Raw genomic sequence first — 24,480 nt, forward strand, 5'->3', positions numbered from 1 at the left:
GTTATCCGCCCGTGTCTCCGAGCCGCCGAAGGGGTGGCGGGGTTTTGGGCAGGGTGACGGTTTTTTCCTCGGTGTAGAATGCCTCGCAAGCCGCGCCGCCTTCGCGACCCACACCCGAGTTCTTGTAGCCGCCGAACGGCGCGCGCAGTTCGCGCATCATCGGCGTGTTCACCCACACAACTCCCGAGCGCAGACGCTCTGTCATGGTCATGACTGTGGGCAGGTGGTCCGACCAGACGTACGACACGAGGCCGAACTGCGTGTCGTTGGCAATTGTGGCTGCGTCTTCGACCGTGTCGAATGGGAGGAAGGTCGCGAATGGTCCGAATATCTCATCCTGCGCCGTGCGCGCATCGTTGCCGGGCACAGTGACTGCGGTCGGTGCCACGAAGTACCCTTCCCCAAGGTCGTCGCGTCGCACGCCGCCCGTCAATAGAGCGCCGCCGTCTGCGCGGGCCGTATCGACGAACCCCAGCACCCGCATCATGTGCGGATGGGATGCCAGCGGGCCAAGCTCGGTTTCAGCAAGCGTCGGATCACCCACGCGGATCTGCTGCGCGCGGTCGATGAAACGTCCGACGAAATCGTCAAAGATCGACCGCTCCACCAGTATTCGCGATCCGGCAAGGCACTGCTGTCCATTGTTCGAAAAGATGCCCAGAAGCGCCCCATCAAGAGCGCGATCAAGATCGGCGTTGGCGAAGATCACGTTGGCCGATTTGCCGCCCAGTTCCATCGTGCAGGGCACCAGTCGCTGACCCGCTGTCGACATGATCGCGCGCCCGGTCTCGGTCCCACCGGTAAAACTGACCAGATCGACACCCGGATGGGCAACAAGGGCTGCGCCCGTCACCGGCCCACGCCCGTTCACCAGGTTCAACACACCCTCTGGCAGGACGTCTTGCAACAATTCCACCAACCTCGCCAGTGCAAGGGGCGTCTGCTCGGACGGCTTCAAGACACAGGTATTCCCAAACGAAAGCGCCGCAGCAATCTTCATCGTCGCCAGAGCCACCGGTGCGTTCCACGGTGCGATCAACGCCGCCACCCCAACCGGTTCGCGCACGACAGTTGTCAGATACCCGGGCGTCTGATCGTACCTCTCGCCCGCGCGCTGGCTGATGTAGTCGGCGAAGAACCGGAAATTATAGGCCGCACGGACCATGTGTCTCTCTCGCAACTCGCGCAAGAGAAGGCCCGTTGCGGCACATTCCAGCCGTGCCAGCTCGTCGGCGTGATCGCGGATCACCTGTCCGCACCGCTCCAGAACCGCAGTCCTTTCGGCTGTGGAAAGTCCGGGCCAAGGTCCGGTATCAAACGCCCGGCGGGCGGTGGTGACAGCCACATCGACAGCATCGGCATCGTCTTCGACCAGCACCGAGATTTGCTGGCCGGATGCCGGGTAAAATACCGGCAGGTCCGGCCCACCACCCGGCGTGGCACGATCCCCGGCCCAACCTGTCACGCGTTCAGGCGGTGTGATCGGAACGTCAAAGCGCGGATGTTCGGTCATGGCATAAACGTGCCCCCATTCACGTGGAGCACCTGTCCGGTCATATACCGAGACGCGTCCGACAAGAGAAAAAGAATTGGACCCGTCACATCCTTCGGCTCGGCGATCCGCCCAAGGGGGATGGCACGGGCATAGGCGTCCAGGTCCAACCGTGTTTCGGCGTTTTCGTCGGACCGTCCAGTGCCACCGCGCAGAAATGCGGTGTCAACAGCCGACGGCGCCACGGCGTTTACCCGGATATCGGGCGCCAACTCCAATGCCAGCTGCCGCGTCAGTGCGGCGATCCCGGCCTTGGCAACTGCATATGGTCCGTAACCGGGCCGGGCGAAATGCCCAAGACCGGATCCCGTCATCACCAGCGATGCGGTCTTTCCCAGCTTGGAATGAAATGCGCGTGCGGCGTTGTAGCTTGCGGTCAGGTTCCCGGTCAGCACCTCATCCCAAAGGTCGGGCTCAGTCTCGGTGACCGGACGGCTCTCTGCCATGAAGCCGGACAAATTGACCAATCCCACAAGACCGGACGGCAACTTTTCGGCAGCACGCTCCAGATCCGCCACCGACGTCGCATCCGCGGGATGCGCCGGAACACCCGGAGGATGCGCCTCGATCGACTTTGGCAGGTCGATCACATGCACGTCGTACCCCGCGCGCGTCGCCTCGGCGACCAGGACGCGCCCGATGCCGCCGCACCCGCCAAGAATGGCCAAAGCGCCGCTCACGCCAAGGCCTCCGACCGCCGGAGCCCTTCGATCATTGACGAGCGCAACAGGAACGCGCGGGCTTTCTCAGGGTCTGCCGCAATCTCCTGCAAGCTCTTCAAGTAAGCGTAACGTTCATCCTCGTTGGTGGTGTTCATCCGGGCACGGTTCTTATCGGCCTGCGCCACGATGTCGTCGCGGGCGATGGGCCTGCGCCGCGCTTCATAGGTCTCAAGCCGCACAGGATCCGCGCCGTTGGCGACCTCGATCAGCAGATCTGCCAAGCACCATGCATCATGGATGCCGCCATTCATGCCCATCCCGCCCTTCGGGCTGTTGAGATGGGCCGCATCTCCGGCGATAAATTTCCGATCCTTCCGGTATCGCGTGGCGACGCGCCGATGGATCCGGTAGATCCGCTTTTCCACTATGTCGATATCGCCCGCCTGCGGCAGCACTTCCCGGGTCTGGGCGCGAATAGATGCGTCCTCCAACGCCTCTTCGGGCGTCTGCCCTTCGGTCGGGTGCAATGAAATGCGCCAAAGGTCCGGCAAACGTAACAGGGAATATGTCCCGCCCGGCTTCCAGATGTAATTCACGCCCGACAATTCGCTCAGGTGCTCTTCGAACGGGAAATGCGTGGTGACAAGGATCGTGTTTTCCGGGTAGGTCGCGCCTTCGAATTCCGCGCCGATCGCGCTGCGCACCAGACTGCGGGCCCCGTCGCAACCAATCAGGACACTCCCGCGCACGGTCTCTCCATTCACCGTAATCGACACGCCTGCATCATCCTGAGCGACAGAACTCACCGCCGCGCCAAAATGGATCGTATTTTTGGGAAGCCGTGCGGCCAGTGCCCGGCTCAAACGCGCTTGAGGACATTGCAACCTGTAGGGATGCGCTGTGTCGTCACTCAGGACGGCAAGGTCGAATTCCGCGCGCTCTCCGGTGGTGTGCATGCGAATCTGCCACGTGGGAGTAATCCGACCGGCGGCAATCAGTTCGTCCGTGATTCCGCCCTCATCAAACAGGTCAAGCGTCGGAGGATGAAACGTCGATGCGCGCAACTGGTCGGCGATTTCGCGTTCCGCTTCAAAGACTTGCACGGGAAGACCTGCCTGAGATAGCCGCCACGCAAGCGTAAGCCCAACCGGCCCCGCGCCCACGATGAGTATTGGTTCCCGTGTCAAATCCACCCTGCGACCCCCTTTCTGTGTTTAATAATGTTATTAAAGTATATCATTATAGCAATAGACTTCTCTCATCCCTCGAAATGGGTCACAGTTCCAATGTCGATGCCTGAACCAAAACCAATGCCGCTCGACACAGCCAGCGGCGTGCCGCTTTACCGGCAGATCGTGGTCATCCTGACAAACCGGTTGAATGCCGGGACCCTTCTGCCCGGAGATGCGGTTCCCGGTGAAGCGGCCATCTGCAGTGAATTCGGCGTCTCGCGCATCACCGCGCGTCGGGCGCTGAATGAACTGGCCGCGATGGGGCGTGTCGTGCGCGAACGCGGCAAGGGCACGCGCGTTCTGCCATTCGAGTCGACGCCGCCCGCGATGACCGCGTCGATTGATGGCCTGCTTGAAAATGTCGGGCACATGGGGCGCACCACGACAGTAGACGTACTCGACTCGCGCTACCTTCCCGCGACACCCGACGTGGCCGAGGCGCTCGAAATAGAAAGGGGGGCGACCGTGCAGCGCGCCGTGCGCGTGCGCGCTTTGGGCGGTGCGCCCATGTCGTACCTCGTCACCATCGTGCCCGAGGAAATCGGCAAACGCATCGAAGGACAGGATCTGTCACAAACACCGCTCCTCCTCCTGCTTGAGGAAGCCGGTGTGCCGGTGGCTTCGGCGACGCAGACGATCAGTGCAACGGTGGCAGACGCAGAGGTCGCCCGCGCCCTGACCGTTCCCGCAGGCTCGCCGCTGATCGAAGTGAACCGTCTGGTCCGCGACGAGAACGACCGCCCCGTCGAAATGATCCGCGTTCTCTACCGCCCAGAGCTTTACCGGTTCGAAATCTCAATGCGGCGCGTCACCGCCGAAGCAGGCCGCACATGGACATCCGAAGCACCTGACCGCCTACGCAGCTTGTGAGGATGAGTTCGTGTGCAGCCTAACGCGTCTATCTGGAACTCCGGCTGAGCCTCATGCGAAGCACGCTTCCGTCTTTTTTCGTATGATAGCAGTGTGGAATTTGGTAACTCGCGTTCGAACGGGTGTCACTCGCCCCTACGATCCTTAAGAGAAACAAGCGGTCGGTGACTATGTCGCTAATCGAATTTTTGCCGATCCGTCTCCGGGGCGCTTTTTCACCAGTGGGACGCTAAACCAAGCGTCCATTCCGGCATAATTGCGATCGTTTTGCCAAGACGTGTTATGCCGAAGGAAAAAATCGACTAACCAACCGCCAAACCGGCGTTTCGGTTCAACAGGAACTGAGCGAAGATCGGACCGCTTGCGGCGCCTATGGCGCGGGCATTTCCGCCGATACTGCCCGGTTCGATTTGCGGCGGGATGAGGCCGCGCGTGTCCTGGTTGGCGAGGTATCGACGGACCCGGTCCACAAGTTCCTGCCGAACCGCTTTCGGGAAGGCCCCGTCGATCAGGACTGCCTCGAAGTCGATCACCGCACAGACTGACAGTGAGGCCTTGGCCAGCTCTTGCGCGGTTTCGCCAATCCATGGCTCCACGTATCTCGATAATCCGCTCCAATCCTGCGGCTGCTCCCAGAGAAAGCGCGGATCGACCCCTGCCTGTTGCAAGCGCCCTTCAAGGAGGTGGATCGAGGCCACGTCGATCAACTGCTGGCTCTCACCCAGGGGGCCAGTGCTGCGCATTGACCCCAAGGCCCCTGCGTTGCCCTGGTTGCCCTCAAACACAGTGTCGTTGATGACCACGCCACCGCCAACAAAGGATCCAATGAAGAAATAGGCGTAGTCGCGAAACCCATGCGCCTCACCGTACAGGTGTTCAGCACGGCACGCCGCTGTTGCGTCGTTCATGACAAAGACAGGCAGGTCAGTGAACTGCCCAACAGCCTTTGCGAAATCGACGTCTTTCCAAGCTGCAAATTTTTGCGACGGGGCACCGATGAGATCGTTCCACTTCCACAATTCGAACGGTGCGGCGATACCGATCCCGCAAAGGCTTTCGAGCGCGTCGTCCGAGAGCTCTGACAGAAGCGTTTCCAAGCCGCCTTCGAGGAAACCGAACACGGTTTCAGGGAGAGGGTATTCGTAGTTGGTGGTGACCTGAGACCGCACGTTTCCAACGAAATCGAGCAAGAGCAGATCCGCACTGCGCCGACCGACCTTGAGCCCGAATGACAGAACACCATCCGGGGACAGTTCCATCGGTATGGAGGGCTTGCCGACCTTTCCGCGCATCGGTTCACCGCGCCGCAGAAAGCCATCCGTTTCGAGCTTGCGGAAGATGACGGAGACCGTCTGCGGGGACAATCCTGTCAGGCGCGCGATCTCGCTGCCGGGCGTTGGACCGCGGCGTTGCAAAAGGGACAAAAGCAGGCGTTCGTTATGGTTGCGAACACCGCTTTGGTTCACGCCCCCACTTGCCGACCTGACCTTACCACCGTCCATTCCGCGACAATACTCCGAGGAAATTGCAGGGCAACTATGGCAGGGTTAAATTAATAAATAAAGTTTATTTATTTATTGACAGACTCAGAGAAGTCTGGCCTTTTCAAGGGCAACCCGCTGCGGGAGGCGCAAGTGGGGATCGCGTACCGGCACCGGTACGCAACACCTGAACGATCATTTCTGGGAGGAAATCATGAAAAAACTTCTGCTGAGTTCGGCCATCGCACTTGCATCCATGTCAGGCGCGGCCTTTGCCGCCAGTCATGGTGTCAGCGCGTGCCTCATCACGAAAACGGACACCAACCCGTTCTTCGTCAAAATGCGTGAAGGCGCGACAGCGAAGGCCGAAGAACTGGGCATCACCCTCAACAGCTACGCCGGCAAAATCGACGGCGATCATGAAACACAGGTTGCCGCAATTGAGACGTGCATTGCGAATGGCGCCAAGGGTATCCTTTTGACGGCCTCGGACACGTCCTCCATCGTTCCAGCCGTGCAGCAGGCGCGCGATGCCGGTATTCTGGTCATCGCACTGGACACGCCGCTGGAACCGATCAATGCGGCGGACATGACCTTTGCGACTGACAACTTTCTTGCCGGTGAACTCATCGGTCAATGGGCTGCTGCCTCGCTTGGTGATGAGGCCGCAAACGCGAAGATCGCTCTGCTCGACCTCGCGGTCAGCCAGCCGACGGTCGGAGTTTTGCGTGACCAAGGCTTTCTGCAAGGCTTCGGCATCGACCTCGCCGACCCGAACGTGAACGGCGACGAAGACGATCCGCGGATCGTTGGAAACGATGTCACCGCTGGCAATGAAGAAGGCGGTCGGCGCGCGATGGAGAACCTTCTCGCCAAGGATCCGATGATCAACGTTGTCTATACAATCAACGAGCCAGCGGCTGCAGGCGCCTACGAAGCGCTCAAGGCCATTGGGCGTGAGAATGACGTTCTGATCGTATCGGTCGATGGCGGCTGCCCCGGCATCCAGAACATCAAGGACGGTGTCATTGGCGCGACATCGCAGCAGTATCCCCTTCGCATGGCTTCCCTTGGGATCGAAGCAATTGCGGCCTGGGCGGCCGACGGCACAAAGCCCGAAGCCACGGAGGGCAAGGACTTCTTCGACACCGGTGTCGCACTGGTCACCGACCAGCCTGCCGCCGGTGTCAACTCCATCGATACCGATGAGGGCATGAACCTCTGCTGGGGTTGATCGGTCGCGATCTCAATTGAATAGTCGGTAAACGGGCAGGCATCTTCCTGCCCGTTTCCAGAACGTCTTTGATTTCTCGCCAACGGGGAGGTGACCCATGCCGCAGTCAGACAATTATGAGACGGTTGTCGGGAGCGCGAATTCCGAGATCGCGTCTTTTGAGACGCACGAGAAAGGGTTCATCGGGAAGTTTCACCACGCGCTTCATACGACACCGGCACTGGTGCCGTTGATCGTCTTGCTGGCCGCGATTGTGGTTTTCGGGCTGGCACTCGGCTCCCGGTTTTTCTCTCCCTTCGCGTTGACGCTCATCCTGCAACAGGTCCAGATCGTCGGTATCGTTGCAGCTGCGCAATCACTTGTCATTCTGACGGCGGGCATCGACCTCAGTGTTGGTGCCATTGCCGTGATTTCTTCGGTCGTCATGGGGCAATTCACGTTTCGCTACGGGCTGCCGCCCAGTGTCGCGGTGGTCTGCGGATTGGCTTTCGGGACGGCCATCGGCGCGTTGAACGGCTGGCTCATCGCCCGCATGAAGCTTCCGCCCTTCATCGTGACACTCGGGATGTGGCAGATCGTTCTGGCGGCGAATTTCCTATATTCCCAGAATGAAACCATCCGCTCTCAGGAGATCGCAGAACAGGCGCCGCTGCTGCAACTCATGGGTGCCAAGTTCAACATAGGCGGTGCGGTGTTCACGTTCGGCGTGGTGTTCATGGTTTTGTTGGTTCTGATCCTTGCCTATGTGCTCAAACACACGGCTTGGGGACGGCACGTCTACGCCGTTGGCGATGACCCGGAAGCGGCTGAACTCTCGGGTGTCAACGTCAAGATGACGCTGATCTCCGTCTACGCGCTGGCCGGTCTGATCTGCGCCTTCGCGGGCTGGGCGTTGATCGGGCGCATCGGGTCCGTTTCGCCGACGTCAGGCCAACTTCTGAACATCGAAAGCATCACAGCTGTCGTGATCGGGGGCATCTCGCTTTTCGGCGGACGCGGTTCGATCCTCGGCACGTTTTTCGGAGCGCTGATTGTCGGGGTCTTTACCCTTGGCCTGCGCCTTGCAGGGGCTGACGCGCAGTGGACCTTCCTCCTCATCGGCGTACTGATCATCGCCGCCGTTGCCGTGGACCAGTGGATCAGAAAGGTAGCAGCATAATGGAACCGATTTTGAAAGGTCGCGGACTGGTCAAACGCTATGGCCGCGTCACGGCGCTCGATCATTGCGACTTTGACCTGATGCCAGGCGAAATCCTTGCGGTGATCGGAGACAACGGCGCGGGGAAAAGTTCGCTGATCAAGGCCGTATCCGGTGCGGTGGTGCCTGATGAAGGAACGGTGACCCTGGAAGGCAAGGACGTCCGCTTCACCTCACCGATCGAAGCCCGCGAGGCCGGGATCGAAACGGTCTACCAGACTTTGGCGATGTCCCCAGCTCTGTCGATCGCTGACAACATGTTCATGGGGCGCGAAATCCGCAAACCCGGCTGGCGCGGCAAGTACCTGCGCCAACTGGATCGGGCAGCCATGGAAAAGATGGCCCGGGACAAGCTGTCCGAACTGGGCCTCATGACGATCCAGAACATCAACCAGGCCGTTGAAACCCTGTCGGGCGGTCAGCGACAGGGCGTCGCCGTCGCGCGGGCGGCTGCCTTCGGATCGAAGGTGATCATTCTGGACGAGCCGACCGCGGCCCTCGGGGTAAAGGAGAGCCGCAAGGTTCTAGAGCTCATTCAGGATGTGAAATCACGCGGCATTCCGATTATCCTGATCAGTCACAACATGCCGCACGTCTTCGAGGTCGCAGATCGCATCCACGTTCACCGCCTTGGCAAACGTCTGTGCGTGATCGATCCGAAAGACTACACAATGTCCGACGCGGTGGCCTTCATGACCGGAGCGAAAGAAGCACCAAGAGCCGCCTGATCCGACGGTTTTGTTCCGTCGGGAAGTGGCTGCCAGAGGCCAAAAAACAGTCGTCGCGGCGGCAAGGCGTCATTGAGGGACGTTGCGAACCGGAAAAATGGTTAAGAGCCGGAGTGTATGATAAAACAGGTCGTGCCAGTGCTCGAACGTTACAGCTTCATGCGGGAAGACCATCCGGCAGCAGAGAACTAGTCACGCAGGCCTGCTTGGACTGAAGTGAAATAGTGGTGGGCTTGTTCAACAAGGGCTCGCCGGACCATGACAGATATCATCAAGCGCGATGGCATCAAATGCTGCATCGGGGTGTATCTGTCGTGGCTTCTGTGCTTGCGTGGGCCAACAGTCTCAACTCTTAAGTTGAGCTGTCCAGGGCCACATACGCTTGATGTTTAAGGCTGATCAGCCCTATCGATCAATCTCCCAGTCATCATTCTTCGCCTCGTCTGAAGCCCTCAGCTCTCGCAAGATCCGCGCAGCAGATGGCGCAGATCAAAGCCGGGAACACACGCCGAAAAGACGAAGCGGGAGTTCATTGCTCAAGCGTCAGTATCCGCCGTGAGGAAAAACCACGAAACGTCCCTTCGCATCTTTTGCGAGCACGATATTCGACTTGGTATTTTCGCGCCGTATCTATCGAAGCCTTCGTTCTAGCTGCAGCACTCGGCAACCAATGCCAATCAAGACAGACGCAAGGCGCTGGTGAGCTTTGCCAGGAACAAGTGATCCCCGACGCGGAGTGACATCGGACCTTCCTGCGAGATGAGTTCGCAGTTGCGGCCAGCGCGGGGTCCGGTGTCGAATTCGACGCACAGGTTGGTCCCTATCACCTCCCACCGGCCCACGAAGTCTCCGAAGTCGCTGTAGATGAACAACGCCCCATCGGCGCTGAAATGAACGTCAAACCGCTGGCCATCCCCGATGCCGACGAAATACCCGTTTTTCAGGATCGTCTCCGCCGAGATGGGGTTCGGCATTTGGATCAACGTCCCCACTCCGATCAGCGCGATGAGCAATGCCGCCCGGAGATTTGAGCGTTTGTTTGTGCCTGACGTCCGCATGGCAGTTCCTTTCATGTTCGCTGTTGCGTGTGTCTGGGTGGTGCAGAGCGCGTTTGGTTTGAAACACTTCGCTTTCAGGGCGCTACCACCTGTAATGTTTTCGGACCGGTGTCCTGCGCCGCCTCCGTTCGGGCAAAGAACAAGCGGTAGAGTGCGGGCACCCAAAAGAGCGCGAGCAACGACGCCATGCCAAGCCCGCCCATCATCAGGGTGGCCATGGGTTCCCAAAGTGCACCGCCAGCAATGGCCATTGGGGCAAGGCCAAGCACTGTGGTCATTGATGTCAAAACGATAGGGCGGAAGCGTTTGCGGGCCGCTTCGACGATGGCTTTGTCCCGGTCCATCTTCTCACGCTCGATGTCGATCTGGTCGATCAGAACAATCGCGTTGTTGATGATGATCCCCGACAGCGCGATCAGGCCCAGTGTCCCGAAAAAGCTGAGCGGTTGTCCGAAGGTCAAAAGCGCGAGTGGCACGCCTGCAATCACCAGCGGCACCGACAAAAGCGTGATGCCAACACGGCGGAAGCTGTTGAACTGAACCATAAGCGCCAAAAGCATCACTGTAAGCGCAGCCGGAAACCCACCGCCCAGCTTTTGGCGGACCTCGGCCGAGTTTTCGACCTCTCCCGCCACGTTGACGGTGTAGGCCGGGCCCAGCTCTTCGGCCAAGGCGTCGAGCGTTGGCTGCACGTGGTCAAGCAGCTCGAACGCAGTGATGGCTTCCGAGATGGCCGAGACGGTGATCATCCGTCGTTGATCGACGCGGCGGATGGTCGAGAACTCAAGCTCGGGCACGAGGCGCGCGAACTGGTCGAGCGACAGGACCTGACCTTCGGCCTCGATCACGGCATTTGCCAAGGCCTCGTAAGACAGTCGGTCCTCGGGCGCGCCGCGCAGGATGATCGGGATCATCTCGTCCCCTTCGCGGTAGGTGCTGATGCGCTGGCCGTCAAAGAAACCCTCAAGCGCTTGCGACACGTCGCGCGATGTCAGACCGTATTCGCGCAAGCGGTCCTGCGCGATCTCAATGCGCCCTTCAAGCTGCCGCGCGCCCCAATCGTGGCGGTTCTGCACGATGCCCGGCGCGGTGGCGAAAGCCGCCCGCACCTCCAGTGCAGCCGCCATCAGCACATCCGCGTCCGGGCCACTGATCTGCACGTCAACGCCCGGCTCACGCCCGCCCATGGCGAGCCGTTTGAAGCGGATCGAGGCTTCGGGAAAGGCCGCGGCGACATGGGTGCGGGCGCGGAAGATAACCTCGGTCGATGCTTCGAAATCGGTGGTGTTGACGATCATGAACGCCGCAGCTGGGTCGGTATCGGCCGGATCGAGCGACAGCACAAAGCGCGGACCACCGGAGCCGACATACGTCGTGGTGCCTGTCACCTCGGATTGCTCGGTCAGCCACTCTGACAAGCGCAGCGCGACGTCTTCTGTCACGCCGATGTCAGTGCCGCGCGGCAGGTCGATATAGGCCAGCATCTGCGCGCGTTCGGACAGCGGGAATAGCTGATTGGCCACGCGCGGCATCTGCGACGCGCCACCCGCAATGGTGGCCGCAACAAGGGCAAGGGTAACTAGCGGCGCGCGCACAACCCGGTGCACAAGCCAGCTATACCCGTCGGCGAGCCGGTCGAAAAACCCACGTGTCTCTTCTTTGTCCGATGGTTCAGGGATAATCCATACGGCCAGTCGTGGCAGCAGATAGAGCGCCGACAGGAAGCTGCCGGTGAGCATGAGCATCACAACAACGCCCAGCGAATAGCCATACTGGCCTTCGGTGCCGTCGAGCAGGAAAAGCGGCAGGAACGCCGAAACTGTTGTGATCGACGCGATAAGGAGGGGCATCGTATATTGCCGCCCCGCAGCAAGGGCCGCGTCTTCGCGCGCCTCGCCTGCGCGGATGCGCCGCTCCATGTCTTCGACGATGACCAGCCCGTTATCCACCAAAAGCCCGAGGCTGATAATGATCGCAGCGATGGACACCTGCTGAAGTTCTACCCCGAACGGGCCCATGAAGGCGAATGCGAAACTGACCGCGAAGGGAACAATCGAGGCGATCACCAACGCCTCGCGCCATCCGAGGAAAAGCAACATGACAGCCAGCACAACCGCAAAGGTCTGCGCCATGTTGATCAGAGCGCCGTTGACGCTGGCCTCGACGATCTCGGGCTGAAATGTGCTGAACGTCGCTTCGATCCCGATAGGTTGGTCGGCGACAAAGCGTTCGACCAGCGCGCGCAGGTCAGGGCCAAGTGCAGTGATGTCCTGACCATCCTCCATCTCGACGGCCACAACGATAGCCGGGGCACCGTCCTGAAACACCGGCGCCGATGCGGGCTCTTCCAGCGTGCGGCGCACATCGACCACATCCGCCAGTCGGATCAAACCAAGGTCTGGCAACTCGACCAGCAAGCCTTCGATCTCTGCGACCGAGGACAGATCACCCGAGGTTTCAAGCGGCACGCGCGCGTCGCCGTTGACGACGGACCCCGCAGGCAAACGTACGTTCTGACCTTCGAGTGTCGCCAGCACTGCGCCGAGCGTCCCGTTGATAGACGCGAGCCGCCCCCGGTCGAGCCGCAGTTCGATCACCTCGTCCTGCGTGCCGTAGAGCGTGGCAGCCGCGATGCCGTCCATCGCATAAAGCCTGTCGCGCAGGTCCTCGGCGGCTTCCTCAATTTCGGGCAGAGAGAAACCGGCCCCTGTGATCGCGACGGTCGCGATGGCCACGTCTCCGAAATCCGAATTGACGACCGGGCCTTGTGTGCCCTCAGGCAAGGTGTTGGCAATGCCCGCCACGTCATCGCGCAACTCGTCAAAGATGCGCTTGAGGTCCCCTTCCGGAACTGCGTCGGCAATGTCGACCTGAAGGATCGCGGCACCATTGGTCAGTTGCGTGCGCACCTCATCGACGCCGGGAATGGCGCGGGCCACCTCTTCCAGTGGCAGGGCGACCAGTTCTTCCAATTGCTCCTGTTCCAGGCCCGGGTTTGCGGCAAGAACAATGGCCGTGCGCACGGTGATCGCGGGGTCTTCGCGCTTTGGGAAGTTCAGATACGAGACAAGGCCAATGGCGACCGTTAGCATCATCACGAGGATCGTTACGCGACTGCGGGAAAGTCCAAGTCCGGTGAGCGAGGTCATTGGCTTACCTCCATGTCGGTTTGCCTTTCACTGGTCGCACCGGGTTCCAGCCGCACGGCTTGACCGGGTTCCAGAAACGGCACGCCTGCGGTCACAACCCGCTCGCCTTCTTGCAACCCGTCGCGCACGACCAACCGACCCTCGACCACAGCACTCAGCGTTACGTCACGGGGTTGCACCACATGCCCGCCATCCTGATCCGAGGCGACAACAAACACTGACGCGCGCCGCGCACCCGGCGTCGACAGGTCAGCGGGACGCTGTGTTGCAAGCGCTCCCAAGGGCAGGGACACGCCGCGCAGAGTTTCAGGCAAAGCGCTGTTGATCAGCACTTCGACTGCCATCCCGGACCGCAAATCGGGCCGAGGTTCCGTCAGTGTCACCACAACCGGAAACGACGATACGGCGGGCGCGCGGCGGGCAATCTCGGTCACGGTTGCGGGCAGCGGTGTCGGATTGCCATTGTCCGGGCGCACATCGACTGGCTGACCCAGTTCAAGGTTCGATGCAATCTCATAGCTGACAAGGATCGTCGCTTGCAGGCCTTCATCCTGATACAGCGTGACCACAGGCTGACCTGCCGCGACACTGCCAAAGTTCTGCACTTCGACACTGTTGATGAAGCCATCGAATGGCGCGCGCAGTTCAGTGTCCGAAAGTGTTTCGCGCACCAGATCAAGGCTGCGGCGCTGCTGTTCGACGCGGGCGCGTGCCTGATCCGCAGTTGTTTGCGCCCGGTCCCGCGCGGCTTCGGATGCGACGTTGCGCTGGAACAACTGGTTCTGTCGATCCGCCTCTTCCAAGGCATTTGCAAGGGTGACTTCCGCCTCGGACAGCGCGGCTTCGGTCTGACGCAGGCGCAGGTCCGCATCGGCCGCTTCTACGGTGGCGAGAACATCGCCTTGTGCCACAGCCTGTCCGATTTGCAGCCGAACCGGGCCAAGCCGCCCGCCAATATCGAAGGCAAGCGGCGTGATCTGTGGCGGCTCAAGCACGGCCGGAAAGCTGCGCGTGATCACCGGATCTGCCATCACCGCAACCTCGGTCCTTACCGTTCTGACCGGCGTCTGATCCTCTGTCGCCTCGTTTTCCTCTTCGGGCAGGCATGCCGCCAACGCGAGGACGGTCACCATGAGAAGTAAGGTCTTTGCGGACATGCCCTGTTCCTTTGCGCCAATTCTGCACGTTGCGGGTATTCATAAATACCATGTTGACTGCCATATGGTACTGAGAAATACCAAGTCAAGGTGAAGAAGCGAGAAAATGAACCAAACAGTTCAGAAACAGACATCTGACCGGCAAGGAACCGCGGCACCGCGACGCGACGCGCTGGTCGCTGCGGCAAGGCGTGCCTTCGTCCTGCACGGTGTAGAGCGGACATCGCTTGACGATGTGATCGCAGAGGCAGGCGGATCCCGCCGCAACATCTATAACCTGTTCGGCGGCAAAGATGGCTTGGTCCAAGCAGTTGTCGAAACCATTCTCAACGATACGGCAAAGATCGCCGAAGCCCCGCCAAACCCTGACCTGCCGCCACGAGACTGGTTGATCGCTGTCGGGGTAGCGTTCACCCGGCGGATGCTGGACCCAGACATCGTGGCGGTCCTGCGCCACTTCATCGCGAGCGGCGGCGCAACGCCGGAAGCCGCAGAGCGGCTTTGGCAGATCGGCCCCGCACAGTTCCAGCGCTCCTTGGGCAAATGGCTTGAAGTGCAGCACAAAGAGGGGCGTCTGCACGTCCCCGATATCGAGGCCGCCGCGACCCTGCTTCCGACGATGTTCAGAGCGAACTTTCAGGTCGAAATGCTGATGGGCAGGAAGGCGGTCATCACCGAAGAGGACATCCGATCCAATGTCGTGCGCGCGGTGGATTTCTTTTTATTGGCAACATCGGTGCGATAGACAGATCATGTCCGGATCGTGAGATGGTTTGGACCCGAAGGCTTCGAGTGCAAGAACCGAGAAATCGAAATCCGGAGTGGTGGCATCAAGCCTTTAGATATGATTACGCCTGATGGTAGGTCCTACCCGAAGTGGATAGCTTTCGTGCGGGTTGATACTCCCAGATGATCAAAGAAATCCATGGAAAGGTTGCCGATTACCAAGGTCGTTTCGGGCTGCTGGGGACCTTCGACGAACAGGATAAAGGTATGACTGCCGTTACTCTGAGATAGATTGACCTAACCCCGGAACGCCGCCGCATCGTTTTCGGCTTTTGTGCAGATTAGCTTTGCGGATTTACACCTTCGAAGTTGGCTACATAAGTCGAATGTCATTTAGCGCCGATCAGTTGCAAGTGCCTACTGAAGCAATTGTTCGTCCATCATTGGTCGACCACGGTTTCGTCCCGCACTCCGGACACAGTAGCAGGCTCGTGTGAAAGGCCGCGTACAATCAAACATCGGACGCGGGGCAAGTCGTGTCTTTCGGGAACCAAGCGGTCTCTACGAAATGGCGCCATGACCGTCGTTCGCGCCGTTCTGAATCGAGGCACCACAACCACTTTCTGTAGGTGCCGCCAATTCAAAGGACGCACGCGTGGTCGTTGATGCGCTGATTTGCGCGTACGCCCAGCGGTCGGCATGTGACCGAATTCGGAATCACTCCACGCGTGCTTTATCGCGCAGAACCAGGACCGATCTTTCCGAATGGCGCACGAGACGGGCGGCGTTGGAGCCTAGGAGATAATCCTTCAGATCCGGTTGGTGTGCCGCGATGAGGATCAGGTCCACATCAAGCACTTTAGCGAGGGCAATGACCTTGTCGTAGACGGTGCCAATGAGAACGTGGCCCGTGGCTGTCAGCCCTGCCGCGTCGATCTGGCGGGCCAGTTCTGCTTCTGTTTCTGACCTGGCAGTCTTCTCAAACCCTTCGTCCATGTAGGATCCGACAATGGGCATCCCGACGTTCGGGATGACCGAGACGACATGCACCTCACTCTGCCATTGATCAGAAAGGGTCTTGGCGCGCGACAGAAGCTTCCGCGTTTCCTCGGCGATGGAGAGGTCGACCGGGACCAGAATTTTCGAAAACATCGTCAGCCCTCCTTAAAATGGCGCTTGGGTCATGCGGCGGCTTTGCAGACCAACGATCATCAGGAGCAGGAGCAACGCCGGGATAAAGAACACCTCTTTCGGCATGCGGTCGTTTTCGACCTGCGCCATGACAATCTGTGCAGGCGCGTCGCCGTAGAAGTCGTATTCGTTGCCGAGGATTTCGAAGAACGGCGTTCCCGGGAACGGCTCGTCCAAGAGCAGCATGTCCCCGTCTTCCATCACGCTCAGGCCCACGGCGCCCAGCCGGTCCATGCCACTGGCTTCCGCGTCCGGTGTGACGACGATTGTCGTGGTGCCCACAATGCCAGTGTCGAAATCGGGTGCGGACACGACAAGGCGGACGTCCGTGCCAACGGGTACATTTTCGATGGCTGTGATCGCGGCAGGACCTGTAAAGTCAGTGTACCTGTCTTCCCATTGATCCAAGAAAAAGTCTGGTCGGAACAGCATGAACACGACAAGGATCATGACCAAACCTTCCCATTTTCGAATTTTCGCAATGAAGTAGCCTTGGGTCACCGCCGCGAAGGTCAGCATGGCAATGAGCGAGATCACGAACACGAACACCGCCTTGAGGGGCCCGACATCGATAAGCAGAAGGTCCGTGTTGAAGATGAACATGAACGGCAGCAGTGCAGTACGGATGTCGTAGGCAAATCCCTGAACACCTGTCATGATCGGATCGCCTCGCGAAATGGCGGCAGCGGCGTAGGCGGCAAGCCCCACTGGCGGTGTGTCGTCAGCAAGGATGCCGAAATAGAACACAAACAGGTGCACCGCGATCAACGGCACGATCAGCCCTGACTGCGCGCCGACGGAGACGATGACGGGCGCCATGAGAGACGACACGACGATATAGTTTGCTGTTGTCGGCAGACCCATTCCAAGGATCAGTGACAGGACCGCCACCAGCACCAGCAGGATGATCAGGTTCCCGCCGGACACGGTCTCGATCACCTGACCGATGATCTGATGTGCGCCGGTCAGGGAAATCGTCCCCACGATGATACCTGCAGCACCGGTTGCGACACCGATCCCGATCATGTTGCGTGCACCGCTTTCCAGTCCTGCGACGAAGTCCACGAAGCCGGCCTTTGCCTGATTGACGAACTCGGATTCACCCCGGAACATCGCCTTGAGCGGACGATGCGTCAGCGCGACGATGATCATCGTTATCGTGGCCCAGAAGGCTGACAGCGCCGGTGACAGGCGGTCTAGATATTCGGTCCGGACCATCAGGTTCCACACCAGAACAAAGATCGGCAGGGCGAAATACGCGCCGCCCAGAAACGTCGGTGTCAGACGCGGAGCCGAGACGGTCTTTGCATTCGGGTCATCGACCACGAGGTCCGGGAACTTGGACGCCATGTAGACCAGTGCCAGATACGCGATCAGTAGCAATACAAGACCCGCATATACCGTGTTCCCGGGCATCACAGGTTCAAGCATCGCGCGGAACGCCACCACAAAGAACGTGATTGCGGCCATCGCCAGAAACCCTGTGAGAAACAGGATCAGGATCATCATGATCCCGATGCGGCGGCCCGGTTTAGTCAGCCCCTCAAGCCGCAGCTTCAGGCTTTCCAGGTGCACGATGTAAAGCAGCGCGATGTAGGAAATTACGGCAGGCAGGAAAGCGTGCTTGATGACTTCGATATAGGGAATGTTCACATATTCGACCATCAGGAAGGCCGCAGCGCCCATCACGGGTGGGGTCAGCTGTCCGTTGGTCGATGACGCAACTTCAACCGCGCCAGCTTTTTCGGACGAAAAGCCGATGCGCTTCATCAGTGGGATGGTGAAGGTGCCCGTTGTAACGGTGTTGGCGATGGACGAACCAGAAATCATACCGGTCATCATTGACGACAACACCGCCGCCTTTGCAGGCCCGCCACGCAGGGTGCCGAGCAAGGAGATGGCCACTTTGATGAACCAGTTTCCGCCGCCTGCTTTTTCGAGCAACGCGCCGAACAGCACGAAGAGAAAGATCATGGACGTGGACACACCCAAAGCGACGCCGAAGACGCCTTCGGTTTGCATCCAATAGTGTCCCATCGCTTTGCTGAACGACGATCCACCATAGTTGGTGATGCTGCCGATCCATTGGGAATAACCGCCGAAAAAGGCCAGAGCGAGGAAGGCCGAAGCGATTATAACCAACGGGAGGCCAAGGGACCGGAAGACCGCAATCATCAGCACGGCCATGCCAATGGCGGACATGACGATGTCAGAGGTGCTCCACAGCCCGGGGCGATCTGCGATCTCGAAGCGGAAAATGACGAGGTAAAGACAGGCGGAAACGCCCGCAATCATCAAGACCCAGTCATAAACCGGTATGCGATTTCTGTGTCCGAAGATCGGAAAGGCGAGGGTGGCCAATGCGATGGCAAAGGCCAAGTGAACAAAGCGCGCTTGTGCCACGATGTTGGCGAAGATGCCGATGCCGGTGGCTTGGGCCAGAACGCCCGGCAGCTTTGACGCGATATAAAGCTGAAACAAGGACCATGCGATACACAGTGTAAAGATCAGGGTGTTGGCAAAGGGTCCGGCTTGCCGTGCGCCTGTATCGGCCTCGGCCACCATGTCTTCGGCGGTGCGTGTCTCACTCATGTCTTTGTCCCCCTGCTGCGCGATTTTCGCGTCGTTTTCAGGTAAAACGCCGGCGCAGTGTGTGTCGCGCCGGCGTTGGTCGTATCAGATCGTCATCAGACGCACCTTAGTCGATCAGACCAAGCTCTTTATACGCGCGCTCGGCACCCGGATGCAGCGGGGCAGACAGGCCGTCGCTCACCATTTCCTCGGCCTTGAGGTTGGCGAAGGCCGGGTGCAGGCCCCGGAAGTCATCAAGGTTCGACATTACGGCTTTGGCCACGATATACGCGGTTTCTTCCGGGATGCTTTCCTTTGTGACAAAGGTCGCGCCCACACCGAAGGTGGTGGTTTCCTGATCGTTGCCCGCGTACATGCCGCCCGGGATCGTCGCCACGCGGTAGAACGGGTTGTCGGCAACAAGCTTTTCAATCGGCGCGCCGGTGACGGACACCAGTTTCACGTCGCAAGTTGTGGTGGCTTCCTGAATGGCCGCGGCCGGGTGGCCGACGGTGTAGATCATCGCGTCGATGTTATCGTCGCAGATCTGTTTGGCCATTTCGGACCCTTTGTACTCGGTGGCGAGCGCCAGATCGTCCATGCCAATGCCGAACGCATCCATCACGACTTCCATCGTTGCGCGCTGGCCGGAACCCGGGTTGCCCACATTCACACGCTTGCCTTTGATCTCTTCGAACGAGGTGATGCCGCTGTCGCCACGGACAAGAAGCGTAAACGGCTCCGGGTGGACCGAGAACATCGCGCGGATTTCGGGGAAGGGGTTTTCCTCAAAGCGGGATGTGCCGTTAAACGCGTGGTATTGCCAGTCAGACTGCGCCACACCGAACTCAAGCTCACCGGCTTTGATAGTGTTGATGTTATAGACCGAGCCACCCGTAGACTCTACTGCACAGCGTATACCATGCTCTTTACGGTCGCGGTTCACCAAACGGCAGATCGCACCGCCGGTTGGATAGTAGACGCCGGTCACGCCGCCGGTCCCGATCGAGATAAACTGCTGGTCTTGCGCGATTGCGGCACCACCAAAGGTGATGGAGGCAGCCGCGACAAGACCAGCCGCGAATTTTTGAATGGTCATTTGAGTCTCCCAGTTGGTTGATGGGCCAGAGGCCCAGTCAGTTGGAAACGCCTGTGATGATTGTTCATCTGCTTTCGCACACGCAAAGCGTTGTCACTGCGAAGCTTTTGGCACGTCCCTGCAGACATAAAACGCGATTCGGGCGTGTTGGACCAGCCCAGTGACCTGCGCCAGCCTTGACTCGTCTGCCAGCGACTCCTGTTTGGAACGGTTCCGTCCTGTGGTATCGGCAAGAGAAACCGCTTCACATCTGACCTAGAGTGACCACCATGAACCACGTCTTTCCCCGCCAGAACCTCGCGCCCCCGGTCAAAGCGGTGCGCGGCGAAGGGTGCTACTTGTTCGACGAGAGCGGTAAGCAGTATTTCGATGGCTCAGGCGGTGCTGCGGTATCCTGCCTTGGCCATGGAGATGCCGAAATTATCCAGGCCATTCAGGATCAAGCGGCAAGCCTCGCCTACGCGCACACGGGGTTCTTCACCAGCGATCCGGCAGAAGAGCTGGCCGACCTGCTGATCAAGCATGCGCCGGGTACGCTGGACCGGGTGTATTTCGTATCCGGCGGATCGGAGGCAGTGGAGTCCGCGCTCAAACTCGCGCGACAGTACTTCCTTGAAAAGGGTCAGCCGCAACGGCGCCACGTCATTGCGCGGCGGCAAAGCTACCACGGCAACACGCTCGGCGCACTGGCGACGGGAGGAAACGCATGGCGCCGCGCGCAGTTCGAGCCGATCCTGATGGATGTTTCGCATATTGCGCCGTGCTACGAATACGTGGATCGCGCGGCAGACGAGACACCTTTCGATTACGGGCAGCGCGTGGCGCAAGAGTTGGAGGACGAGATCCTGAGGCTCGGCCCCGACAGTGTCATTGCGTTTGTCGCCGAACCCGTCGTCGGCGCAACGATGGGTGCAGTGCCAGCGGTGGAGGGTTACTTCAAACGCATCCGCGAGATTTGTAACCAGTATGGCGTGCTCTTGATCCTCGATGAAGTCATGTGCGGCATGGGCCGGGTCGGACATCTTTTCGCCTGTGACGCCGATGGCATCGCCCCGGATATCCTGTGTATCGCCAAGGGTCTGGGCGCAGGCTACCAGCCGATTGGCGCGATGCTCTGTACGGACGAGATTTATCAAGCCATCTCGGATGGGTCGGGGTTCTTTCAACACGGTCACACGTATCTCGGCCATCCGGTCGCCTGTGCCACGTCACTTGCTGTTGTGAAAGCCATGCTGGGGCGCAGGTTGATCCCGAGGGTCGAAGCACAAGGCGAAAAGCTTTCGCAAGCATTGCATGATCGTTTCGGCCAACACCCTCATATCGGCGATATCCGGGGCAGAGGCCTGTTTCGCGGGATGGAGTTCGTCGCAGACCGCGAGGCCAAGATTCCCTTTGATCCCACGCGAAACACGGCCGGGAAGTTCAAGAAGGCTGCGTTTGACGCGGGCCTCATCTGCTATCCGATGCGCGGCACGCGGGATGGCAACCTTGGCGACCACGTTCTTCTGGCTCCGCCGTTTATCATATCCGACGACCAGATCGGCGAAGTGATGGACAAGCTGGCGGTCGCGGTCGATCAGGTCTTTCCCTGAAAACAGCCGTTCTGCGGCACGGGGTTTGCGTCGCAAGATGCGGGCGGATTATTCTGAAAATCGCGCTCGGGAAACAGCTCGGAAAACACATGGTGCCTGCGCTCGCGCCGAAGAACTTCCCAAAAAAGGCGGTGCAGAAAAAGGCCGCCCTTGACGCTCACTGGCGGCTCTCACACCCTCGCGCCCTAGGCGCCAACCTCCTCTGTGAGGCCCATTTTGACCCTTGCTGTGTCGGACATAGATGTCCGCTCGGAACCGCAACTCGCTATCTCCAAAGGAAGACGCTCAGCGAAAAAAGGGGGCTGAAGAACCTGCACAAGCAAATCGAACGCACCTTAGGTCTTACGAAGCTCTCTTAGTTGCTCGCAATGGATAGGCGCATCAGACAGCGGAAGATCGCTACGGCATATCCTGCGTTTCGTTAGACCGCTCGACCTAGGCTGGGCGGTCGGATCAGCCGACTTCCTCTAGGCCTCTAATCCATGGAAATCCACAATTCCCGGGACACCGCCGAAGGCGCGAATTCACCCTCAGGAACGCGAACACCTCGCGAACAAAAATGTCCCACTTTTGCCCAGGCGCGAAAGCGATGGGACGGTTTTGCAACCTAACTCATTGAAATCGTTAAAAATATGAGGTGATTTGGTGCCCGGGGGCGGAATCGAACCACCGACACGAGGATTTTCAATTAGCCATGGGATCTGCGCGACTTGTCTCAGGGGCGCTCAACCCGTAACGTAGCTCATTGAAAATCTTGTTCTTTGTGAATGGCGGATCGTCTCAGCCCGTCTCTCGCCGGATCATTCAAGCTCACTGTCGTTGCTACCCCAGTGATACCCAAGCGCAATGATCAGTACGTGCTAAGAGGTTCTTGCTCAGGTCCTTGTTTTAGCAGCTTTGCTGCCCGTATTGGCGCACTGAGATACGGGACCTCGTCGCTAAGTAACCTGTCGAATGGGCCAAGACCAAAGCCGCTAGACAGCGCTAAAGAGCCCAATACCAACGTGTCGAAATCCAACAAAGCGGAGGGGCGCAGCATGCGCTGCCAATGATAGCTGTCTTTCATTGCGGATTGGATTGCCTCAAAACGAGTACTTGCAATCGTTTCAACGCTTCGCAAAACGAAGGGGCGGTCAAGTCCGAGCTTACTTTCCAACGGGTTAATAAGTTCCTGTCCCATTCGCATGTAGCTATCAATGGAAAGACCTGTCACACCAACTTGGAAGCCTGCGCGACGCTCCAGTGCTCGCCTAAACGGAACCTCGCTGCTTTCTTTTGAGGACAACCCATCACGCAAACACTCAACCTGATACAGTGCGAACAATTGACTAGTCGTCGTTCGCGCCGAGTTTTCCAGGGGGCGTGTAAAGCGTTCCTCTTCATCTTCCAAACGTTTTTGGCTTCTGACGCCATCAAGGAGATCACTATGATCCGATAACGAAGAAACGGCTTTTGGTCCTCCTGACAATTCGAGCAGTACAGCGCCATGAATAATCCCAAGTTCAAGAAAACCGTTCCCAGCTTTTCGGAGAAGGTCACGGGCTTTGCTGGTATCTTCGAGAAGCAGCGCAATCGATGCGGCATCACGGTATGCAGTCGCTGCAATCGCTTGATGTTCATAACCCTGCCGCCTGAACTCGTTATGGACCTCAGCGCGACCTATTAGAAATTTTAGCCGGTTGCGAAGCCTTTCGGGTTCGATCCCAAAACCCTCTTCGTGCATCAGACAAGCTCCCTAATGTTGCTCAGGACATCAGGCTCAACATACTTTAGATTCGACCACGTGTGCTGCGGCCGCCAATGGCCATGACTAGGATCCCACCATTCAACCCGCTCGATTTGATTAGACGGTATGTGAACCTTGGCTGTTAATTCGCCTTCTAGCTGGTAGGGCGACCATCTTTGGTAGATGTTTATGTCTCGTACCGCCTCCGCAACATTGCTGACCTCAACCGCGGGGTAGTGGCTCGTAGCCACCCAGCAAAAGAACAATGCCCCCGGCCTCGTCCAGTCGTCTGTGGCAAACTGCAAAGCAGTATCGATGGCAGAGTAAGCAAAATTCTGTTGAAGGATGGTATTTCTTTCAACTGCACCACTGGCCAAAGAGATAAACGGGGTTTCGTCACCGAAATTCTCGTAGTCGTGCAAATGCCGATCCAGATTGTGCGCTGTCAACACGTTCGCGACCATGTGCGGAGTTATTCGGTGCTCCTTTCTCCACCAATTCGACATGATGCCATTGTCCTGACTTATGATTTCCTGCGCTTCAGATTGTGTGAGGCCAATCAGGCCAGAAGGGTCACCGGCAATCCCCTTTACGCATTTCTGGATATACATCAGCCCCTACGCCTTTCTGTCGCATCGAGTATCAAATTGAGCAGTTCATCTGGGCGTGTAGTCAGCCCGAATGCGCCACAAGGCGTATCGCGCTGTGCACCGACATAAAAAATGACAAAAGGACTTGAGATGGAGGACAGTAACTCTGGAAGCAGCTTTGCCCCAGCTTCTCCGTCGTTCGCGCGTCCCATGTCAGTGATTACAATGTCGTAGATTGCGCCCTCCATTTTCTTTCGCGCTTCTTCATCTGTTTTAGCAAAATCAATCAGAACACCAAGTTTTCGCAGAATACCGATTTCGGGAATATTGTTAGAGGGGTTATCATCGATCCAAAGAATTCGTGAAGACCTGAGCATCGGCCCAATAGTTTTCATTCGACGAACCAATTGATCCCGCAGACCTGCTGGTAGTGTGATATCCCTTGCTTCTGCAACCTCCTGCACCTCCCCTGACAACTCCAACTCAACCCCGGCGAACCCTAGCTTTGTCGCCCGGGAAAAGGCGGATCTAATGGTTCTTGGCCCGACGATGAAAAACACAGAGGCAAAGAAAAGTGCCCACAAAAGATGGGGTGTGTACGGCAGCAAGTCAGACCAATGAAACCCACTCTCAGGGCTTGAAAAGGAAATCCGAATGTCCAAAA

The 24,480-nt window shown here is 58.7% G+C and carries 19 protein-coding genes; 6 read left to right on the forward strand and 13 right to left on the reverse strand.

Annotated elements, in window-relative coordinates; translation table 11 throughout:
- Window position 1: 1 nt before the first annotated feature.
- The 3 genes from BUA42_RS00330 to BUA42_RS00340 are packed head-to-tail and all read right to left on the reverse strand — an operon-like array spanning window position 2 to window position 3,407.
- A complete protein-coding gene (locus tag BUA42_RS00330) occupies window positions 2-1,513 on the reverse strand; it encodes an aldehyde dehydrogenase (RefSeq protein WP_072775731.1) in 1,512 nt (503 codons plus the stop codon).
- The gene (locus BUA42_RS00335; protein WP_072775732.1) at window positions 1,510-2,232 is read right to left on the reverse strand and encodes an SDR family NAD(P)-dependent oxidoreductase; all 723 of its coding nucleotides are present in this window, start codon (window positions 2,230-2,232) and stop codon (window positions 1,510-1,512) included. The genes BUA42_RS00330 and BUA42_RS00335 overlap by 4 nt, the downstream gene beginning before the upstream one ends.
- The gene (locus tag BUA42_RS00340; RefSeq protein WP_245818902.1) at window positions 2,229-3,407 is read right to left on the reverse strand and encodes an FAD-dependent oxidoreductase; all 1,179 of its coding nucleotides are present in this window, start codon (window positions 3,405-3,407) and stop codon (window positions 2,229-2,231) included. Before BUA42_RS00340 ends, BUA42_RS00335 begins: the two co-directional genes overlap by 4 nt.
- Window positions 3,408-3,524: 117 nt before the next feature.
- Between BUA42_RS00340 and BUA42_RS00345 the strand changes: the two genes are divergently transcribed.
- On the forward strand, window positions 3,525-4,316 hold the full coding sequence (locus tag BUA42_RS00345) for a GntR family transcriptional regulator (RefSeq protein WP_072775733.1): 792 nt from the start codon (window positions 3,525-3,527) through the stop codon (window positions 4,314-4,316).
- A gap of 302 nt (window positions 4,317-4,618) precedes the next feature.
- Here BUA42_RS00345 and BUA42_RS00350 read toward each other — a convergent pair whose 3' ends face one another.
- Window positions 4,619-5,818 (reverse strand): ROK family transcriptional regulator, encoded by a 1,200-nt coding sequence (locus BUA42_RS00350; RefSeq protein ID WP_072775734.1) that lies wholly within the window; start codon window positions 5,816-5,818, stop codon window positions 4,619-4,621.
- A gap of 193 nt (window positions 5,819-6,011) precedes the next feature.
- On the opposite strand from BUA42_RS00350, the gene BUA42_RS00355 reads away from it, so the two are divergent.
- The 3 genes from BUA42_RS00355 to BUA42_RS00365 all read left to right on the forward strand — a co-directional run bounded on the left by BUA42_RS00355 (window position 6,012) and on the right by BUA42_RS00365 (window position 8,957).
- Entirely contained in the window at window positions 6,012-7,031 is a 1,020-nt protein-coding gene (locus tag BUA42_RS00355) for a sugar ABC transporter substrate-binding protein (RefSeq protein ID WP_072775735.1), read from the forward strand.
- A 97-nt stretch (window positions 7,032-7,128) separates the two neighbouring features.
- Window positions 7,129-8,190 (forward strand): ABC transporter permease, encoded by a 1,062-nt coding sequence (locus BUA42_RS00360; protein ID WP_072775736.1) that lies wholly within the window; start codon window positions 7,129-7,131, stop codon window positions 8,188-8,190.
- Complete coding sequence (locus BUA42_RS00365; RefSeq protein WP_072775737.1) at window positions 8,190-8,957, forward strand: ATP-binding cassette domain-containing protein; 768 nt, start codon at window positions 8,190-8,192, stop codon at window positions 8,955-8,957. The genes BUA42_RS00360 and BUA42_RS00365 overlap by 1 nt, the downstream gene beginning before the upstream one ends.
- A gap of 677 nt (window positions 8,958-9,634) precedes the next feature.
- On the opposite strand, the gene BUA42_RS00370 is transcribed toward BUA42_RS00365, so the two are convergent.
- Genes BUA42_RS00370 through BUA42_RS00380 form a run of 3 tightly spaced genes read right to left on the reverse strand, consistent with a single transcriptional unit; the run spans window position 9,635 to window position 14,321 of the window.
- Complete coding sequence (locus BUA42_RS00370; RefSeq protein ID WP_072775738.1) at window positions 9,635-10,030, reverse strand: hypothetical protein; 396 nt, start codon at window positions 10,028-10,030, stop codon at window positions 9,635-9,637.
- Window positions 10,031-10,089: 59 nt separating this feature from the next.
- Window positions 10,090-13,164 (reverse strand): efflux RND transporter permease subunit, encoded by a 3,075-nt coding sequence (locus tag BUA42_RS00375; RefSeq protein WP_072775739.1) that lies wholly within the window; start codon window positions 13,162-13,164, stop codon window positions 10,090-10,092.
- A complete protein-coding gene (locus tag BUA42_RS00380; protein WP_072775740.1) occupies window positions 13,161-14,321 on the reverse strand; it encodes an efflux RND transporter periplasmic adaptor subunit in 1,161 nt (386 codons plus the stop codon). Before BUA42_RS00380 ends, BUA42_RS00375 begins: the two co-directional genes overlap by 4 nt.
- Window positions 14,322-14,427: 106 nt before the next feature.
- On the opposite strand from BUA42_RS00380, the gene BUA42_RS00385 reads away from it, so the two are divergent.
- Window positions 14,428-15,066: a TetR/AcrR family transcriptional regulator gene (locus BUA42_RS00385; RefSeq protein WP_072775741.1), complete on the forward strand. Its 639-nt coding sequence runs from the start codon at window positions 14,428-14,430 to the stop codon at window positions 15,064-15,066.
- Between the two features lie 698 nt (window positions 15,067-15,764).
- Here the strand turns inward: BUA42_RS00385 and BUA42_RS00390 are convergent.
- From BUA42_RS00390 to BUA42_RS00400, 3 genes are all read right to left on the reverse strand, one after another.
- The gene (locus tag BUA42_RS00390; protein WP_072775742.1) at window positions 15,765-16,199 is read right to left on the reverse strand and encodes a universal stress protein; all 435 of its coding nucleotides are present in this window, start codon (window positions 16,197-16,199) and stop codon (window positions 15,765-15,767) included.
- Window positions 16,200-16,211: 12 nt separating this feature from the next.
- The gene (locus tag BUA42_RS00395) at window positions 16,212-18,830 is read right to left on the reverse strand and encodes a TRAP transporter permease (RefSeq protein WP_072775743.1); all 2,619 of its coding nucleotides are present in this window, start codon (window positions 18,828-18,830) and stop codon (window positions 16,212-16,214) included.
- 106 nt (window positions 18,831-18,936) lie between these two features.
- Entirely contained in the window at window positions 18,937-19,908 is a 972-nt protein-coding gene (locus BUA42_RS00400) for a TAXI family TRAP transporter solute-binding subunit (RefSeq protein WP_072775744.1), read from the reverse strand.
- Between the two features lie 269 nt (window positions 19,909-20,177).
- Between BUA42_RS00400 and BUA42_RS00405 the strand changes: the two genes are divergently transcribed.
- The gene (locus BUA42_RS00405; protein WP_072775745.1) at window positions 20,178-21,500 is read left to right on the forward strand and encodes an aspartate aminotransferase family protein; all 1,323 of its coding nucleotides are present in this window, start codon (window positions 20,178-20,180) and stop codon (window positions 21,498-21,500) included.
- Window positions 21,501-22,350: 850 nt separating this feature from the next.
- Here the strand turns inward: BUA42_RS00405 and BUA42_RS00415 are convergent.
- The 3 genes from BUA42_RS00415 to BUA42_RS00425 are packed head-to-tail and all read right to left on the reverse strand — an operon-like array spanning window position 22,351 to window position 24,478.
- Window positions 22,351-23,223, reverse strand: coding sequence for a hypothetical protein (locus BUA42_RS00415; protein ID WP_072775747.1), 873 nt, complete (start codon window positions 23,221-23,223; stop codon window positions 22,351-22,353).
- Complete coding sequence (locus BUA42_RS00420) at window positions 23,223-23,837, reverse strand: hypothetical protein (protein ID WP_072775748.1); 615 nt, start codon at window positions 23,835-23,837, stop codon at window positions 23,223-23,225. The genes BUA42_RS00415 and BUA42_RS00420 overlap by 1 nt, the downstream gene beginning before the upstream one ends.
- Complete coding sequence (locus BUA42_RS00425) at window positions 23,837-24,478, reverse strand: DNA-binding transcriptional response regulator (RefSeq protein WP_178346813.1); 642 nt, start codon at window positions 24,476-24,478, stop codon at window positions 23,837-23,839. The genes BUA42_RS00420 and BUA42_RS00425 overlap by 1 nt, the downstream gene beginning before the upstream one ends.
- Window positions 24,479-24,480 lie beyond the last annotated feature (2 nt).

Origin of the sequence: Marivita hallyeonensis, assembly GCF_900129875.1 — a bacterium.
Taxonomy (GTDB): Bacteria; Pseudomonadota; Alphaproteobacteria; order Rhodobacterales; family Rhodobacteraceae; genus Marivita; species Marivita hallyeonensis.